Annotated in this window: 15 protein-coding genes, 7 tRNA genes, 1 rRNA gene, 1 other RNA gene and 1 pseudogene; 1 reads left to right on the top strand and 24 read right to left on the bottom strand. The window is 34.4% G+C overall.

Going from position 1 to position 17,043, the window contains the following annotated elements; genetic code table 11:
- The first annotated feature begins 48 nt into the window (after positions 1–48).
- Positions 49–1,671, top strand: coding sequence for a SulP family inorganic anion transporter (locus tag LDP15_RS07855; protein ID WP_015425613.1), 1,623 nt, complete (start codon positions 49–51; stop codon positions 1,669–1,671).
- Positions 1,672–1,751: 80 nt separating this feature from the next.
- On the opposite strand, the gene LDP15_RS07850 is transcribed toward LDP15_RS07855, so the two are convergent.
- From LDP15_RS07850 to LDP15_RS07735, 24 genes and pseudogenes are all read right to left on the bottom strand, one after another.
- Complete coding sequence (locus tag LDP15_RS07850; RefSeq protein ID WP_015425612.1) at positions 1,752–1,994, bottom strand: TM2 domain-containing protein; 243 nt, start codon at positions 1,992–1,994, stop codon at positions 1,752–1,754.
- 60 nt (positions 1,995–2,054) lie between these two features.
- Positions 2,055–2,354, bottom strand: a pseudogene (locus tag LDP15_RS07845) (GNAT family N-acetyltransferase); the annotation flags it as partial.
- A 51-nt stretch (positions 2,355–2,405) separates the two neighbouring features.
- Entirely contained in the window at positions 2,406–2,519 is a 114-nt protein-coding gene (locus LDP15_RS07840; protein ID WP_225513349.1) for an acetyltransferase, read from the bottom strand.
- Positions 2,520–2,838: 319 nt separating this feature from the next.
- Positions 2,839–3,031: non-coding RNA, 6S RNA (gene ssrS, locus LDP15_RS07835), on the bottom strand.
- Positions 3,032–3,136: 105 nt separating this feature from the next.
- Positions 3,137–4,294, bottom strand: coding sequence for a mannitol-1-phosphate 5-dehydrogenase (locus LDP15_RS07830; RefSeq protein WP_015425610.1), 1,158 nt, complete (start codon positions 4,292–4,294; stop codon positions 3,137–3,139).
- A gap of 137 nt (positions 4,295–4,431) precedes the next feature.
- Positions 4,432–4,863, bottom strand: coding sequence for a PTS sugar transporter subunit IIA (locus tag LDP15_RS07825; RefSeq protein ID WP_003132182.1), 432 nt, complete (start codon positions 4,861–4,863; stop codon positions 4,432–4,434).
- A gap of 47 nt (positions 4,864–4,910) precedes the next feature.
- On the bottom strand, positions 4,911–6,848 hold the full coding sequence (locus LDP15_RS07820) for a transcription antiterminator (RefSeq protein WP_015425609.1): 1,938 nt from the start codon (positions 6,846–6,848) through the stop codon (positions 4,911–4,913).
- 59 nt (positions 6,849–6,907) lie between these two features.
- Complete coding sequence (locus tag LDP15_RS07815; protein ID WP_225513348.1) at positions 6,908–8,731, bottom strand: PTS transporter subunit EIIC; 1,824 nt, start codon at positions 8,729–8,731, stop codon at positions 6,908–6,910.
- A gap of 149 nt (positions 8,732–8,880) precedes the next feature.
- Positions 8,881–8,954 (bottom strand) — tRNA-Asn (locus tag LDP15_RS07810).
- A gap of 6 nt (positions 8,955–8,960) precedes the next feature.
- Positions 8,961–9,076, bottom strand: a 5S ribosomal RNA gene (gene rrf / locus LDP15_RS07805).
- 2 nt (positions 9,077–9,078) lie between these two features.
- A tRNA-Ile gene (locus tag LDP15_RS07800) sits at positions 9,079–9,152 on the bottom strand.
- 14 nt (positions 9,153–9,166) lie between these two features.
- A tRNA-Gly gene (locus tag LDP15_RS07795) sits at positions 9,167–9,237 on the bottom strand.
- An 11-nt stretch (positions 9,238–9,248) separates the two neighbouring features.
- Positions 9,249–9,321: transfer RNA gene (locus tag LDP15_RS07790), tRNA-Phe, on the bottom strand.
- A 4-nt stretch (positions 9,322–9,325) separates the two neighbouring features.
- Positions 9,326–9,399 (bottom strand) — tRNA-Met (locus tag LDP15_RS07785).
- Between the two features lie 10 nt (positions 9,400–9,409).
- Positions 9,410–9,499 (bottom strand) — tRNA-Ser (locus LDP15_RS07780).
- A gap of 5 nt (positions 9,500–9,504) precedes the next feature.
- Positions 9,505–9,576 (bottom strand) — tRNA-Glu (locus LDP15_RS07775).
- 221 nt (positions 9,577–9,797) lie between these two features.
- A complete protein-coding gene (ftsH, locus tag LDP15_RS07770; protein WP_003132177.1) occupies positions 9,798–11,885 on the bottom strand; it encodes an ATP-dependent zinc metalloprotease FtsH in 2,088 nt (695 codons plus the stop codon).
- Positions 11,886–12,089: 204 nt separating this feature from the next.
- Positions 12,090–12,641 (bottom strand): hypoxanthine phosphoribosyltransferase, encoded by a 552-nt coding sequence (hpt, locus tag LDP15_RS07765; RefSeq protein ID WP_021467019.1) that lies wholly within the window; start codon positions 12,639–12,641, stop codon positions 12,090–12,092.
- The gene (gene tilS / locus LDP15_RS07760) at positions 12,622–13,893 is read right to left on the bottom strand and encodes a tRNA lysidine(34) synthetase TilS (protein ID WP_015425606.1); all 1,272 of its coding nucleotides are present in this window, start codon (positions 13,891–13,893) and stop codon (positions 12,622–12,624) included. Before tilS ends, hpt begins: the two co-directional genes overlap by 20 nt.
- Positions 13,890–15,239, bottom strand: coding sequence for a serine hydrolase (locus LDP15_RS07755; protein WP_080619308.1), 1,350 nt, complete (start codon positions 15,237–15,239; stop codon positions 13,890–13,892). The genes tilS and LDP15_RS07755 overlap by 4 nt, the downstream gene beginning before the upstream one ends.
- Positions 15,240–15,376: 137 nt before the next feature.
- A complete protein-coding gene (locus LDP15_RS07750; protein WP_015425604.1) occupies positions 15,377–15,700 on the bottom strand; it encodes a hypothetical protein in 324 nt (107 codons plus the stop codon).
- Complete coding sequence (locus LDP15_RS07745) at positions 15,700–16,074, bottom strand: septum formation initiator family protein (RefSeq protein ID WP_015425603.1); 375 nt, start codon at positions 16,072–16,074, stop codon at positions 15,700–15,702. Before LDP15_RS07745 ends, LDP15_RS07750 begins: the two co-directional genes overlap by 1 nt.
- A 28-nt stretch (positions 16,075–16,102) precedes the next feature.
- Positions 16,103–16,372 carry an RNA-binding S4 domain-containing protein gene (locus LDP15_RS07740; RefSeq protein WP_003132170.1) on the bottom strand — a complete coding sequence of 90 codons (270 nt, stop codon included), beginning with the start codon at positions 16,370–16,372 and terminating at the stop codon, positions 16,103–16,105.
- 118 nt (positions 16,373–16,490) lie between these two features.
- On the bottom strand, positions 16,491–16,961 hold the full coding sequence (locus LDP15_RS07735; RefSeq protein WP_015425602.1) for a hypothetical protein: 471 nt from the start codon (positions 16,959–16,961) through the stop codon (positions 16,491–16,493).
- Positions 16,962–17,043 lie beyond the last annotated feature (82 nt).

The following is a 17,043-nucleotide window of genomic DNA, read 5'->3' as shown; positions in this document are numbered from 1 at the left end:
CATCTCTGTTATCATAGAATATTGTGATAAAAAATTAAAGGAATTATTATGATTAAACAATTTTTAGGTATTATTAACTCAGAATTCAAAGACTACAACCGACGAAAATTCTTACAAGATTTGATGGCGGGAATTACTGTAGCCGCCGTTGCCCTCCCTCTAGCCCTTGCCTTCGGTGTATCAAGTGGTACAACAGCCGCAGCCGGACTTATAACAGCCATTGTTGCAGGTATAATTATTAGCTCACTTTCTGGAGCTTTCTATCAAATTTCTGGTCCAACAGGAGCAATGGCGGCTATTTTAATTTCACTCATTGGTAAATACGGAATGAATGGAATATTTATTGCTACTTTTATGGCAGGAATCTTTCTATTACTCGCTGGTATTTTCCGTTTAGGAAATTTAATTTCACTTATTCCCTCACCAGTAATAACAGGTTTTACTTCTGGTATTGCCATCATCATTGCCAGCGGACAAATTAAAAACTTTTTCGGAATAGAACATTTTACAGGTTCTTTTTTTGATTTAATGAAATTTATCTCTGGCTTACACATTGATTATCCTTCAACAATTATTGGACTTTTAACAATCTTATTAATGATTTTCTATCCTAAATCATGGGGTAAAAAATTCCCAGCTTCATTGTTGGCTATCCTTCTGTCAACTTTAGCAGTCCTTGTTCTAAAACTAGATATTCCTTTAGTAGGAAAAATTCCAACCACCCTTATTCCCCAAGCTCATCTACGTTTGACTGAATTGAATCTTCAAGACATGAAAACTCTACTTATCCCAGCCATAAGCATTACCGTACTTGGAATGACCGAAAGTCTCCTTTGTGGTGCCTCAGCAGGTCGTGCAACCAATCACCCAATGGACAATAACCAAGAACTCGTTGCTCAAGGAATCGGAAATATTTTCATTCCCTTTTTCGGAGGAATTCCAGCAACAGCCGCAATTGCTCGAACAAGTGTAGCTATAAAAGCAGGTGCTCAAACTCGCTTAACTGGTATTATTCACGCCCTTATTCTTCTCCTCTCCATGTTTCTATTTGCACCATTTATGACTCATATTCCACTAAGTGCCCTTGCTGGTGTTCTTATCATGACCGCCGTAAGAATGAACGAGTGGGAAGCCATTCGTTTCTTATTCAAAAATAAATTAAAAAGTGGAATCATCGAATTTTTTGTAACGATGATTATCACTGTTATTTTCGATTTAAGTACTGCAATATTAGCAGGAATCATTGTTGGTTTCTTACTCTTTATCGTAAAAATTTCCCAAATTGAGATTAATAGTTCACAAATTGAACCCGAACGAATCAGTCAAAATCATCACGAAGTGTTTACTAATTGGACAGTTATTTATATCTCTGGCCCGCTTTTCTTTTTAAATAGTAGCAAGTTAAAACAAGCAATTGATGAACTTCCAGCAAATACTAATGTTGTTCTTTCTCTAAGAGGTGTACCGATGATTGACGTCACTTCTATAAAACTATTGATTGATATTTACAGTATTTTTCATAAGGAAGAACGCCAAATCGTCTTCGCCTCAATGAATCCTAAATTAAAAGAATCATTTAAGAGAACTGGACTTATTAGCATGGTTGGTGAAGAAGCCATTTACCCAAGTGTCAATGAATTCCTTTTAGATTTAGTTGATAAAAATAAATAAAAAATAGGCCAACGATTGGTCTATTTTTTATTTATAAACTTCTAAAAGAAATTTGAGAAATAACTCAAATAGATGAGCTTTTATCTAGAATATCCACCATTAATAAATGTAATATCTTCAGTATCGTTGTAAGTACTATAAGCCTTGACCAAGGCTACAATCCAATCGACAAAAGACCAAATGCCAAAAGTAGCCCAGTTGAATAATAATTCACAAATCCCCACTCCAATTTGTCCTCGCATAAAACGGTCAACCCCAAATCCCCCAAATAGAAAACTTCCTAACCAGACAAACAAATGTTTGTTAACTGTTTTCATTGTCATAATAACAATATTCCTATCAGCTTTTTACGTGGCTCAGTGCCTGCACATTATTTTAAGTTGTTAAATAAAATCAACTTTATTCAACAACTTTTTTAAAGTAAAATTAACAAAATCTTGCCCTCGCAAGTGTACACAGTTCTTTTTTGTTTCTTTATAGCCCATTTTTTCAAAGAAGGGCTTAGCAGTAATAGATGAATTAACCATAAAGCTAGTATAGTTCGAACTTTTTTCTAAATCATTTAGAAGTTTTTGCCCTACTCCCTGCCTTTGATAATCTGCACTGACATAAAATAAATCAATATGTCCTTTATCATCAATGTTACCAAATCCTACTATCTGCTCATGATTAGAAATGACTCTGGCGTAGGTTTTGCCAAGATTATCATCAAATAACTTTGTGTCAACGTCAACTCAAGCTTTAATCTGTTCCAAAGTATAATCAGAAATATTTACTTCAAAAATAGTGTTTTTAAACAGATTAATAACTTCATCTAAATCTTTTGATTCATAATTTCTAATCAGCATAAATCTTTACTCCTTTTAGATTCATATCCTTTTACAAACAAAAAACTCATAGAAGTTAAACTATGGGCTTTCAAAATCGAAAGATAGTTTGAAGTACATATCTAGGTACAAACAAAGTTAGACTGACCTTTTATTATTCGTGTAAGGTCTACACATTTGAGGTATCTTTATTCTACAAAAATTATCCAACGAATAAATTAACAAAAATTGTTAATAAATGAATGCAAAAACAACTCTAAAACTCAAACGTAGCTCTATTTAAATATATAGTCTCATAGCTCCAGATTTATTATTGCTTCGTCTAATTTTTGATATACAAAAAAACACTGATTGAATGCCGTATGCTCTTCCGTGTATTGAACCCGCTAAAACGCCAGGTGGGTGTTCTCGCTTCGCATCAGCTTCCCCTACTTTCGTTCGAGGTATTACGCTACCGAATGTCTCATGAACCCCTATGCAATACAAATATAGTCGGTCAAAAAAATGAAAGAGCTCGCACATTCCAGTGCTTTTTCTATGATTCCATAATAACACTTTTTATCTTTTTTTTCAATAGAAAGCGGTTAAATTTTGAATCATAAATTGTATTAATAAAAAATCATCATCTCTCCCAAATTTTATTTTTTATAGTGATTAATAACCTTTTCGATTTCCAAAATCAACTTTTGATTGCTTAGACCAGTCACTTCTTCAATGAGCATTGGGAGTTCTGTTATTTTTAGTTTTTCTTGGAGTTGAATGGCTTGAGCATCATTTTCATCATGGTAAGCAAAAATTTTTCCAACAATATCTAGATGATTTTGATAAGAAAGCTTACGATCGTTTAATTCTCTTATTGGACGAATAAAACGTTCATCATATCCTAATTTCCGGATAGGTGTTCTTGCCACGCGTGACACTTCATCAATAATTTCTGGATTAGAAAAGCGAGAAATGATTAGTTCATGATATTTAATTAACTCATCTTGCTTAAAATATTGAGCCCATTTTGATAAAAGTAAAGCGCGTGTTTCTTTTTGAACTGCTTTTAGGATATTCAAAATTTCTTCATCCTGTAAACCTTCTAATATTGTTTTATAACCTTTATATGCGCTAGAATAGGCAACTGCAGCATGTCCTGAGTTTACAGAAAAAAGTTTACGCTCAATAAATGGTTCGAGGTCAGTTGTATAATGAACTCCTTCAAGTTTGATTCCTTTATTTTTTAAATGACTTGCATCTATTACCCACTCACTAAAAGGTTCTACCTCAACATAGAGAACATCTTTATGTTTTTGAGCAGGAACAATACGGTCAACTGCAGCATTAGGAAAACCAATAAATTTAGAAAGATAAAGTTTATCAGATTCCGACAGATAATCGGACACTTTTTCTTCCAAAAATTCAGAGCCCCCTATCATATTCTCACAGGCAATAATATCTAACGGGCTCTGAACCTTTTCTTCCTTACGTTTCTGAAGTCCTTTTGCAATAAGCTCAGCAATATAAGGCAAGACATTAGGACCAATCGCTGTTGTTAGAATATCAGCTTTTGCAATTGCTTCAATGACTGCCTCAGGATTCTCACTATTGTTAATACCAGAGACAGCTTTTACAGAAATTTTTTCATGTTCACTACTTGCAATCCCAATTTCATAGGAATGTCGATTATTAAGTTCGTCAATTATAGACTTATTTGTGTCAACAAAGTGAATATCAAATCCATTTTTACTCAAAATTTCACCTATGAAACCACGTCCAATATTTCCTGCACCAAAATGTACTGCTTTTTTCATCTTACTTACTGCTCCTTTATTTAGAAAGTAAAAGTTCAAATAGAATCCTCTAAAATCCCTCTATATAAGCAATTGTAAGCTTTTACATTATGCTGGTAAATATAAAAAATGGCACTAAAAGCTGTGCCATTTTTTAATTAATTTTCAAAGTATTTTGCAATTTCTTCGATTGTCTGAGCATCAGCAAGTTTTACAACATTGTCAACGTCCGCACAAAAAATTGATATTTTTTGAATCAGCTCAAGATGCTCCTCTTTAATCCCCGCAATTCCAAATAGCATTGTTGCTATCTTAGGATTTTCTACTGTTCCAAAGTTTACACCACGAGGAACTTGAACAATGGCTACTCCTGTTTTTAAAACTTCTTTTTTTGATTCATCCGTTCCATGAGGAATTGCAATAAAGTTTCCCATATAGACTGACAATTCTCTATCTCGTTCAATCATTGCTGAGATATAGTTAGGTTTGACATAACCTCCATCAACCAACAAACTTCCACAATATTTTATGGCCTCTTCTTTATTTGAAAAGTTTTGATTAATTTTAATCAGACTTTTTTGAATTTCCATTTAAAAACTACCTTTCTTGGTTTACTAGGTTTACAACTTATGTAAACCTAGTCATCATAATGTTTAACAGCTTCGATAATTATCTCTCTTAGTAACTCACTTACAATTTCATAATTTCCGGAATCGTATATCCTAGTATAAAGCTTGTTTTCAATAATTGAACTTGAGATTTTACCTAATAAAAAGGAAACATACTCTGGAACTTCTGGAGGGGCTAATAACAATAGAACTCGTCCAATTTGAATAGATTGATGATCCATTGCTACTCCTTCAATTGGCTGACTTAAGTCAAAGATTTTAAAAATTGGGCTTGAGATTGATGAATGAACTGCGTGAAAGAGAGCAATTTTTGTTTCTGGAATTGCTAGATGTGTTTCTTTAAATCTTTCTTCCACCAAATGAACGAGTTCTCCACTATCCTCTGGGTTTACTCGCTGAATAATTTGTTTTACAGTATCATGTAATTCTGCCTTATTTTCAAGAGATAGGATTTCAAAAGATTTTAATATTTCATTGCCTATTGAAAATAAGTCATTGAGATTTAAAAAATTCTTTTCTTTTTCTGAATCAGAGGTAAGTGCTCGTGATTTTTGTTGAATCAACCTCAGCTGGTGACGAATATTTTCCAAATTCTTTTGATCTAGCATTGGATTGATGTAGAGGTAATCTAACTCTTTCTCTGTTGTAAAAATGACGTCATATTTTTCCTGAGTGATATGGATTGAACTTTGAATAAGTTCTATCTTTTTTAAGAAGGGAAAATTCTTTCTTAAATTACTCATGATAAATTCGCAAGAAATTCTTCCACGACTGCTGACAAGTGCGGCACTTAAAGGTAAAACTAGGTCACTGCGTTCAAGAGTCGCCACAAAGTGAAGACTTATAAAAGCAATTTCCATTTCTGAAAAATTCTTATCAAAGACCTCCCTTAATGATTCTTTGACTGTTTTATAAATTTCAGGATTATCTTTATTTATCTTTTTGATAAAATCATTTTCTTTTTTAGGAAAGAGGACTGGTAACATCTCTGATTCTTTGAGATGAGCATATAATAAACCATATAAACGGTCATCTTTCCCAAATTCTATCTCAAGAATTGTTGAAACTTTATCAATGAGTTGGCGAATTTTATAAGAAAAATCGGTATCAAATTTTTCCATAAATAGCAGCTCTCTTCCAAAGCCAAAATATAAAATATCATAAACTGATGCAAGATAAGTGATTTCAGAAACAACAAATTTTGTTACTGATAACTCTGTCAGTAACTTATTGACAAAGTTTAAGGCTTGCTTACTTGGTCTGCCCAGGGTTTCACTACCGACAGAATACCCCTCATCCAAACGCAGCAAAACAACTAAGCAAAAAAGTTGCATTAAAACTTTGACTTTGTCAGTCATTTTTTCAGGTAAATCTATACGTTTAAAAGCCTCATTAACTTGCTTAAATTTATTTAAATCTATTATTCTTAAAATTTTATTGTTAGAAAGTTGATTAAGAAGTAGTTCCTGAATGCTTGCTGAATTATAAATCACTGCCACAAATACTGGACGAATATTTTCTTCTGCCCCTTTAAGTTTTAAGCCACGATCTCGGATTAGTACTAGTTCATTTTCAAACAGAGCTTGCTCAATTTGCTTCAAATCACTAGTTACTGTCGGTTGACTAATTCCAAAATAATCTGTTAGAGAAGCGATAGATGCTTTATTTTCAATTAATAAAAGCAACTCACCATACAAACGTTCACTTATTGAATAGTCTATTAATTCATGGGCTTGAGTAAGTTGATTGATGTCCCCTTTCAAAAAATATCCTTCATCAGTATTTTCCAAACTGAGATTTTCTGGTAAAGACTTTTGTAAGTTGTTTAAATCGCGATAAAGCGTTCTGCGACTTGTATCTGTAATTTCCATCATTTCTGCTATCGTAAGCTTTCCACGTTTCAAAAATGTCTGGATTAATTTTTGCTCACGACTCGTTAAAAACATAAAAATTCCTTTTTTAAAATTCTACTCATAACTAGACTGCCCATTAACAGCTAGTATTTTTATTTGTTCATCCGTTTCACCATATTGATGTATTCAGGAGTAGTAATTAATGACTCAACAAAAAGATGTTGAGCATTTGGAGCTTCGTTTTTTACACTTGTCGTAAATTCTTTTGTTGAAACAATCATGATATTTTTGGCATTAAATGCTCCTAAACCAATAAATTCAACATCAGAAATAGGAATTTTAACACCATGCATCTGGAATATTGCTTTTAATGTTTCTTTGCCCATTGTATTTGAACCAATATGTAAATCATCATGAGCAAAGACAACTTCATCAATTTGGTTCAAGTCTATCTCATTTTTACTGACAGGTCTGTCACTAATTATTGTTTGATTTGTAGCATTTTCAGTAGTCAATAAACTACTAATGATTTCATCATAGCGAGGTGAATTGAGGAAATTAGCCACTGAGTATCTGATTGCTTCAGGAGCCATTGTCGCAGCTCGTGGAGCAAGTTCATCTTGTGTCACAACAATTGTGTCAGAACCTGCTTTTAAGTTAGCTATGGCGACATTAGTAACATCCTGTAGCAAACCTGCTTTCTTAGCTTTATTTCTCAAAATAGAGGCTCCCATTGCTGATGAACCCATTCCTGCATCACAAGCAAAGATAATATGATTAATCGTAGAGAAATCGACTTGGTCAGTAATATTATTGCTGACAGAAACTTGTCCTTTACTGACAGCTTTATCTGCAGCTACACCTACTTTTGCATTCTCAAAAGCAGAATCATCAATCATTGATTTATCCCGTTTTAAAATAAAAGATGCAACTAGAAATGAAACAATTGCTGCCACAGCTATTCCTGACCAGACACATAAGACATTTACAAAACCACCCGCTGATTTAGCTGATGCCATCCCTGTGATTGCAATAATTGAACCAGGTGAAGCAGGAGCCGCAAGACCCGAGCCTAGTAAATTATTTGTCAAGGTTCCTGATACCCCACCTGCCATCACAGCAAAAAAGAGCGCAGGTTTCATCATGACATAAGGAAAATATATTTCATGTATACCACCGACAAATTGAATCAAAATCGCACCGGGTGCCGTCGCTTTAGCTGAACCCTTACCAAAAAGCATAAAAGCAATCAGAATTCCAAGTCCTGGTCCAGGATTCGCTTCTAATAAAAATAGAAGTGATTTTCCATTTTCAGAAACTTGCTGAATTCCCAATGGAGATAAAATCCCTTGATTGATTGCATTATTTAAAAATAATATTTTTGCTGGCTCAATAAAAAGATTAGCAAGGGGAATCAAATGATTAGCAATTAAAAAGTCGACCCCATGTCCCATCACGTCGGTTAGCCAAGCTACAAGTGGACCAACCACTTTTACAGCAAAAAGTGCAAGTCCAAATCCAACTAAACCAGCTGAGAAATTATTAATTAACATTTCCAGACCTGCTTTAATATGCGGTTGAACATAGTCATCAAATTTTTTTATTACCCATGCACCAAAAGGACCCAAAATCATTGCACCTAAAATCATAGGAACATTTCCTTTAATGTTTAGACCTCCTAGAGAAAGACTAGCTGTGGCAATAATTGAACCGAAAGTCGCAATTGCACCAACCACTCCTCCACGATGTTCATAAATATTTTTTCCACCAGTGTAACCAATCATTAGGGGAATAAGAAAAGCAAGCATCGGACTAACTATTGCTGCAAATGTTTTATTAGGGGTAAAACCATCAGGAATGAAGAACATCGTCAACACCCCCCAGGCAATCAAAATAGGAATATTTGGCATTACCATATTTGATAATGCGGTACCAAGTTTTTGCACTCGTACTTTTAAGTTTACAGTATCAGTCATTTCAGACTCCTTTACATAGTAACTAGTATAATTATATTGTAACCGCTACCAACAAAGCTGTAAATAAAAACCTTGACACAAAAAGGCGTGCCAAGATTTATTGATGATATTTATAAAATAAAAAAAGTCACCCTTAGGTGACTTAGTTACTGCGGATGTCAGACTCGAACTGACGACATCATGATTAACAGTCATGCGCTACTACCAACTGAGCTAATCCGCAATGTAAACTTGGCATCGACTTTATCTCCCAGGGGGCAACCCCCAAGTACTTCCAGCGCAAAAGGACTTGACTTCTGTGTTCGACATGGGAACAGGTATATCTCCTATGCAATAAATACCAAATATGGGAATTCCAGGATTCGAACCTGGGACCCCTGCGTTATCAACACAGTGCTCTAACCAACTGAGCTAAACTCCCAAAATATTAAGTTAAGCGGATGACGAGAATCGAACTCGCGTAGCCAGCTTGGAAGGCTGGGGTTCTACCATTAAACTACATCCGCTAAATAAGGAATGGCGCGAGACGGAATCGAACCGCCGACACATGGAGCTTCAATCCATTGCTCTACCAACTGAGCTACCGAGCCAAAATTGCGGGAATAGGATTTGAACCTATGACCTTCGGGTTATGAGCCCGACGAGCTACCTAGCTGCTCCATCCCGCGATAATTAAAAAGGAGGATGTGGGATTCGAACCCACGCACGCTTTTACACGCCTGACGGTTTTCAAGACCGTTCCCTTCAGCCGGACTTGGGTAATCCTCCAGATATAGTCCGTACGGGATTCGAACCCGTGTTACCGCCGTGAAAAGGCGGTGTCTTAACCCCTTGACCAACGGACCATATATTGTTGTGCTGTCTCAAACAGTACTTTTCTATTATACACTTTTATATTTTTTTGTCAAGAATAAACTGTGTTATCTTTTCAAAATAATATTTTAGATGAATAATAAGAAAGTTAGTCGTCTCAAACGACAACTATTTAATTATATCAAAATATTATTTTTTGTCAAGAATAAACTAGACCACTTATTCTAAAACATAAAAAAAAAGAAAAACAGCCTTATTCGGCTGTTTCATCTTCTGATTTTTCTTTATTTTCTTCTGGTTTAGAATCTGTTTTTTCATCACCATTATAGATATTAATGTTTGAAAAATCATCAACATTCGCATTTGCATCTTTGAGAGATTCTTCAAATGTTTTTGGTTCTGGTACTTCTGCTGCCGCTGCTTCATCAGGCATTTTTCCTGTTTTGAAGAGTGACATGATTTGTTTCGCATCAAGTGTTTCATATTTAAGCAGAGCTTCCGCAATTGCTTTATGTTGCTCACGGTGTGTTTCAATTGCTTCTTTAGCACGGTCATAAGCTTCACCGAGAATACGACGCACTTCATCATCAATCATAACAGCAGTTGCTTCTGAGTAAGTCTTAGTTTGACCATAGTCGCGACCAATAAATACTTGATGGTCTCCTTCATAAGATACCATACCAAGTTTCTTAGACATCCCATATTCAGTTACCATTGAACGAGCAATGTGTGTTGCTTTTTCGATATCATTTGATGCCCCTGGAGTAGCTACACCAAAGACAATTTCTTCACCAAGTCGTCCACCCATAAGGCTGGCAAGTTGGTCTTGAAGATGGAAATTAGTTGGTTGCATGATTTCTTCATCTGGAAGAGCAAGCATGTAACCACCGATGCGTCCACGTGGAACAACGGTAACTTTACGAACAGTAGATCCATTTTCAAGAACGAGTCCAACAATAGCGTGACCTGCTTCGTGGTAAGCCACGATTTCACGTTCGCGCATTGATTGAATACGATCTTTCTTAGCTGGACCAGCCATTGCACGGTCCATTCCTTCATCAATGTCAGCAGCATTGATTTCTTTTTTATTTTGACGTGCAGCAACAAGTGCAGCTTCATTCAAAACATTTTCCAAATCAGCTCCGACATAGCCTGGAGTTTGTGTAGCAACATTGTGCAAATCAACATCACTTGCTAAAGGTTTGTTTTTAGCATGAACTTTAAGAACGGCTTCACGACCTTTAACATCTGGAGCTCCGACCAAGACTTTACGGTCAAAACGACCTGGACGTAAAAGTGCTGGGTCAAGCACATCTGAACGGTTAGTTGCAGCAATAACGATTACTGAGTTGCCATCATCTTGGAAACCATCCATTTCAACGAGCAATTGGTTAAGGGTTTGTTCACGTTCATCGTTACCACCACCAAGACCTGCACCACGTTGACGACCAACAGCATCAATTTCATCAATAAAGATAATTGATGGTGCAGTTTTCTTAGCATTTTCAAATAAGTCACGGACACGTGAGGCACCGACACCGACAAACATTTCAACGAAATCAGAACCTGAGATACTATAGAAAGGAACTCCTGCTTCACCGGCAACAGCCTTAGCAAGCAATGTTTTACCTGTACCTGGAGGGCCTTCAAGAAGAACACCTGCTGGGATACGAGCTCCTAAATCATGATATTTTTTCGGATTTTTAAGGAAATCAACAACTTCTACAAGCTCTTGTTTTTCCTCTTCAGAACCGGCAACGTCAGCAAAACGAACTTTAGATGTTTTACCATCTTGTTGTTTAGCACGAGATTTACCGAAGGACATCGGATTTCCACCGCCGCCTCCGCCACGAGCGCCCATTCCGCCCATCATGAGCCAGAAGATACCAACAAATAGAAGCATTGGAATGATATATGAGAGAATTTGAACCCACATACCACTTGATGAAGCTTGAACAACACTAAGTTTTACATCATTACTTTTAGCTGCATTTTGGATATCCTTGACAACACTGTCAGTTGGAATAATATAAGCTTGGAAGTTTTTAACTTCACTACTAGAATTACCTAAAAGTGGGAAATTATTTGTTCCTTTTACTTTTACAGGTTCTTTATATTCACCTGTTACAGTAATTAAGCTATCAGAAGGTTGCATTGTGACGTTTTCAATCTTGTTACCGTCAAGTTTCGTCATCAATTGTGAATAGCTAATTTTATCCACGCTCGATTGATTACTACTGAAGAAGAAATTGAAACCGACAACAACAACAATAGCCAAGATTACCCACATCAAGATATTTTTTACAAAATTTCCTTGTTTTGGTTGTTTGTTGTTATTCATATTTTCCTTATCTTTTGTTTATTTATTATTAGAAAAGCCAAGAATTTACTTCTTAGTATCACTGGTAATAAAGGATACAGGCTAGTCAATAACAGCTATACCTAGTTATAGCATATTTCCTTTTGGAATGCTAATAGTAAGTATTGGTCAGAGATTTTTTCATACTTTAGTCTGAGAAAACTTTAGATGACTAAAATCAACGAATTATTTGTTATAAACTTCTGGTTTTAAAACTCCGACATATGGAAGATTACGATAGTTTTCTTCGTAGTCCAAACCAAATCCAACAACAAATTCATTAGGAATTGTAAAACCTGAATAATCTGGTTTAATTTCAACAATTCGTCCTTCTGGTTTGTCAAGAAGTGTTACAATTTTTACGTTTGCTCCACGATGTTCCAAAAGTTCTTTTAGATATTTTAAAGTACGACCAGTATCAATAATATCCTCAACAATCAAAATTTCACGACCTTTGACTGCTGTATCAACATCTAAAATCAATTTTACTTCACCAGAAGATTTTGTACCGCCGTGATAACTTGATACAGTCATAAAGTCAGTTTCTAAGTGACAATCAATATGTTTGATTAATTCAGCTAAGAAAGGAACTGAACCACGAAGAATTCCTAAGACTAATGGATTTTTTCCTTCGTATTCTTTTGTTAATATTTCTCCAAGTTCTTTGGATTTTTCTATAATTTCTTCTTCTGAAACTAATACTTTTTCAATGGCCTTATCAAGATTTTTTTCGAGCATCGTTGATTTCCTCTCCTATACTGGGTTTGACCCATAATATTCTTCTAATTTTATCATTTTTGAGCATTTTACTCAAATCAGAACACGCAAGACCGACAATGGCATAGAGTTTTTTATCAACGAAGATAAGTGGATTCTCTCGGGCCTTTAATGGAACTTTGTTATCAATAAAAAACTTGCGTAATTTTTTATGATGACCATTGATTAGAATTTGATCCCCAGGCTGGCGTTTACGAATTTCAAGCTCTCCTTCAAGAGGCAAATAAACCTCCATAAATGATTCATCTTGTGGATTTTCACTTACAATTTCTACTGAATTCTCCCTTTCAAGTTGAATTTTTTCAAGATAAAAGAAATCTTTAGTCTTCACAAAATAAAATTCCTTATTCAATTTTGCGAAATATTGTTGAGGGCGATTGATAATATGAAGTACTTCCGCAAATTTTTTCTTACTTACTTCTATTTCTGGATATTGAGCAAAAAATGCTTGTAAGATAAAATGTTGTAATTCTTTTGTTTGGGAGATGAATTTTTTAGATGATATTTTTTCATCAACAATTTCAAGTTCCGAAATTTTTTGATTAATTACTGCCAACGCCTTTTTAATTTCCGAGCTCAAATCACTGATTGATTGTGAAAATTGAGGATTTTCTTTTGTTAATTCTGGAATTAGTTGATTACGTATTCTATTTCTAAAATAATCTAGTCCTTGATTTGTTGAATCTTCATAATAGGTTGGTGCATCAAGTTCTTCTTTTGTAAATTTCAATAAAGGTCTGATTAATTGCCCACCTGCAAAAGGTTGACGATCAGCAATGCCCTGCAGACTTCTCAAAGGACGTCCTGTAATTTGACGCATTAATACCGTTTCAACAAGATCTCCTTGATGATGAGCTGTCAGCAAAATATTGTAATTTTCTCTTATCATTAGCTTTTCAAAAAACTGATAACGGAAATCACGTGCATTTTTTTCTGTAAACTCTCCTGTAAACTTGTCAACATAAATTGGTACTTTAAGTTTTGTTGCCATTTCTCGAAGAGCAATTTCTTCAAACTTTGACTCTTCTCGTAAGCCATGATTAATGTGAGCCAGTCCCAGTTCAATACCGAGAACTTCTTTTAAATCATAGAGCCAGTTAAAAAGAGTCATTGAGTCTTTACCACCTGATAAAGCCAATAATATTTTTGAATCTTTATCAAAATAGTGTTCATCTTTGACTATTTTTAAAAATTTACGTTGAGCTGGTGTCATTTCATAACTCCATAAACATCTTGAGAAATTGCTTTTATTTCATCATCTGTTGCCCCATCAGTTTCAATTACCAAAAGATATGGTTTACTTGCAAATACAATGGCTGCATCATGATTATCTGTATCTGCACCACCAATTTTGTGAGCAACCGATATATTTTTAGGAACGCCTGCTCTAATTTTAACATCATCAAAAGAGGTATCAAATAAAGCGTTAAAGGAAGCCCCTCCTTCATTATAAAGAGCTTCTAGCATTCTACCTACCATTTGAGCTGAGGCATTTCGCTCTTTTGGACTCCACTCTTGTCCAGCAATCCTATTTATTTCTTTTTGATAGTTTGGATTAAACTCCTGGGTTTCATAATAGGCGAGCATATTACTTCCGACATTGTCTGAGAGTTTGGCTGTTCTATTGATAACATCCTGAAGACTGTAATATTTATTATCTGCTGTTTTTGGTAAATTTCCAGTTCCTTCTGGTTTATAACTTCCATAAAAAGTATTAATGGCTGGGGTGTACAATAGTTTGTCATCAAGTGAAGCCAAACCTTCATTAAGTCGTTTTTGAGTCCAATAAAGAATTGGAATTTTAGAAAGACTTGCTGAATACATTTTCTGTTCTTGGTTTACACCAGCTGTAAACTTATCGTCAAGTTCTTTGACATAGATTGAATACTTTTTGTCATTGTATTTCTGATTCAATAATGCCTGAACTTGTTTGATTTTGGGATTTTCCAAAGAAATATCATTTTCTGAAACCCAACCCGTTTGGCCATTATCCAAAGATACTTCGTAGTAAGTTCCCCAGTTAGTCTTAGCCGTTTTATCAGCAGAAAGTTGATGTGTACCACTTAAATTTGTCATTATTTGATTATCATAAGTGGTTACGGGGTTGTAAAATACATTGACACTTTTATCAGTATATATTGTTGTATTTGTTGACTCTCTAGAAATTGTAAGATCTGATATCACAGCTTTTTTGTCAGTAGAAATATACTTTCCTGTCTTTAACTTAAAGGATTTCCCAACGATTTCGGCAATATCTAATTGTGTCTTAGCTGGAATTTTACCAACTGATTTAGTAAGGTTTGAGTCCTCATAAGTTGTTAATTCTTGATAAGCCACTGCTCTTTGGGGGATTGAGGTCCAAGTTTCAGTTTCTTTTTCTTTGTCTGTAACTTTGTCAGCTACAACAATATTTTTGGATTTACTGACCTTTTTGTCAGCAAAATATCTTGTTTGTGAAAAAGCAAAAAAGCCTGTGATAATCATTAAAAGCATCACCAAGGCCACTCCACTATTAATTTTTGTTCTCTGTTTTTGCATGATTAAAACCTTGCCCAACATCTTATCCATTCCATAGAATAATTTCTGTTGTAATCTTTATCTTTTTAATTCCTAGAATTTTTCATAAAATAGGTGCTATTTTTAGTCAATAGAATAGTCAAAGAAAAAACTAAATAATATTTTTTCTTTTTAATTATTTAGTTTAATTCACGATTTTTTTGCTCAAGTTCTGTAAGTCTTTGGTGACTTGTTTCTAAAAATTCGGCATAGACATTTTTAAAATTTTTTTCTTGATAATTTAAATCAACCTTACCATCTTCGTGTATTTTTGAAATTTCAACACCAATCAAATCTCCAATTTGTACTTTGGGTACATTTTTAGGGATTTGTGACCAACGCAAAAGTCCTCTATTTTTACTGACAGCTTTGTCAGCAAGTTTTTCTGTACTTTCGTCAAGTTTGTCAGTAGAAATTTTTACAAAAAGTCCAAATCTTGTAATGTTTTCAACTTGTCCAATCATTATTTTGACCCATTACTTCCAATCAAGGGACTGTCAGTAGTAAAAACTTTTTCATCACTTTGTGAATATTCTTGACCGTCACTCCGAGCAAATTTTTGGAGATAGTTAGGATCCTGAAGTTTTGATATTTCTTCTTTTTTAATCGTTACTTCTTTAGAAAGACTCTCATATTGTTTCTTTGCACTTTGTTCTAAAGCTACTTGATTGTGCAAAGTTTCATATGATTTTATCAAACTCATACTTGCTAAACTAAAAAGTAAAATTGCCACGATCAAAATAAGCCCTAAATGTTTTCTTTTTGGTACTGGGTTTAAATTTCTTTTTTTATGCTTCTGAGTGTACTTATTATTTAGTTGAATCACTTGCTTTGCCATGACAACCTCCAATCTATTTTGATGATAATTACTCAACTTCTTCTGTAATACGAGTTTCGCTAATCATTTCATACATTTTATCAGCATCTTCTTTACGTGTAAACTCTTTTAATTCAGCAACCCGAACTTCAACAATTTTATTTCCGAAACGAATTTCAATTGTGTCATTAAATTTTACATCAGATGAAGATTTCGCTAATTTTCCATTAATTTTAATCCGACCTTTGTCGGCAACTTCTTTCGCAACTGGACGACGTTTAATCAAGCGCGAAACTTTTAAAAACTTATCTAATCTCATGGTTTGATTATAACATATTTCATTTTGTTTGAAAATGCCTTTATTTATAATAATAAGGCTCCATCATTAGTGACAGAACCTTATTAATTTACTGACAGACCTGTCAGTAATTTTTTTTTTATTTTGAACGTCTAAGTTCTTGATATTCTAGCCTTGCTGCTTTGGCGTCTTCTTTCATTGTTGGATAAGCTTTTTTTATATCATTAGCTGAAATAAAGAAGAAAACAATGGCAATAATTTCAATTGGAAGTAGAATAAGACTTGAAAGTCCTAAAGCAATATTTCCTGTCCCACCCGCTGAAACTTCGGTAACTAATAAAACCATAAGAATAACTCCTAAGCCTTGAGTTACATACATTAAAATTGGCGCCACATGTTTTCTTTTTCTTACTAAATCCAGTTTACTTGCCCAAACATGAGCAAAAATCACAAAAACAAAAACGATTGTTCCAAAAGTTCCTTTATTGTGCCCCACTAAAGATAATAGAAAAACAAGAATAATAAAGATTGGAATGATAAGATAGTAAGAATAAGTTTGATAAGGACGGCTTTTTTCTCTCAACTCCGCTTTTGCTGCTTTTAAATCCACTTTTATAAATCTCCTTTAAGATATGAGTTTAATTTTATAAATTACATCTTGAGAATTTTTTCTCTTCATGTTTTTTGTTTCC

Origin of the sequence: Lactococcus sp. SK2-659 (genome assembly GCF_020218185.2) — a bacterium.
Taxonomy (GTDB): Bacteria; Bacillota; Bacilli; order Lactobacillales; family Streptococcaceae; genus Lactococcus; species Lactococcus lactis.
This window is presented reverse-complemented; position numbering and strand designations above follow the sequence as displayed.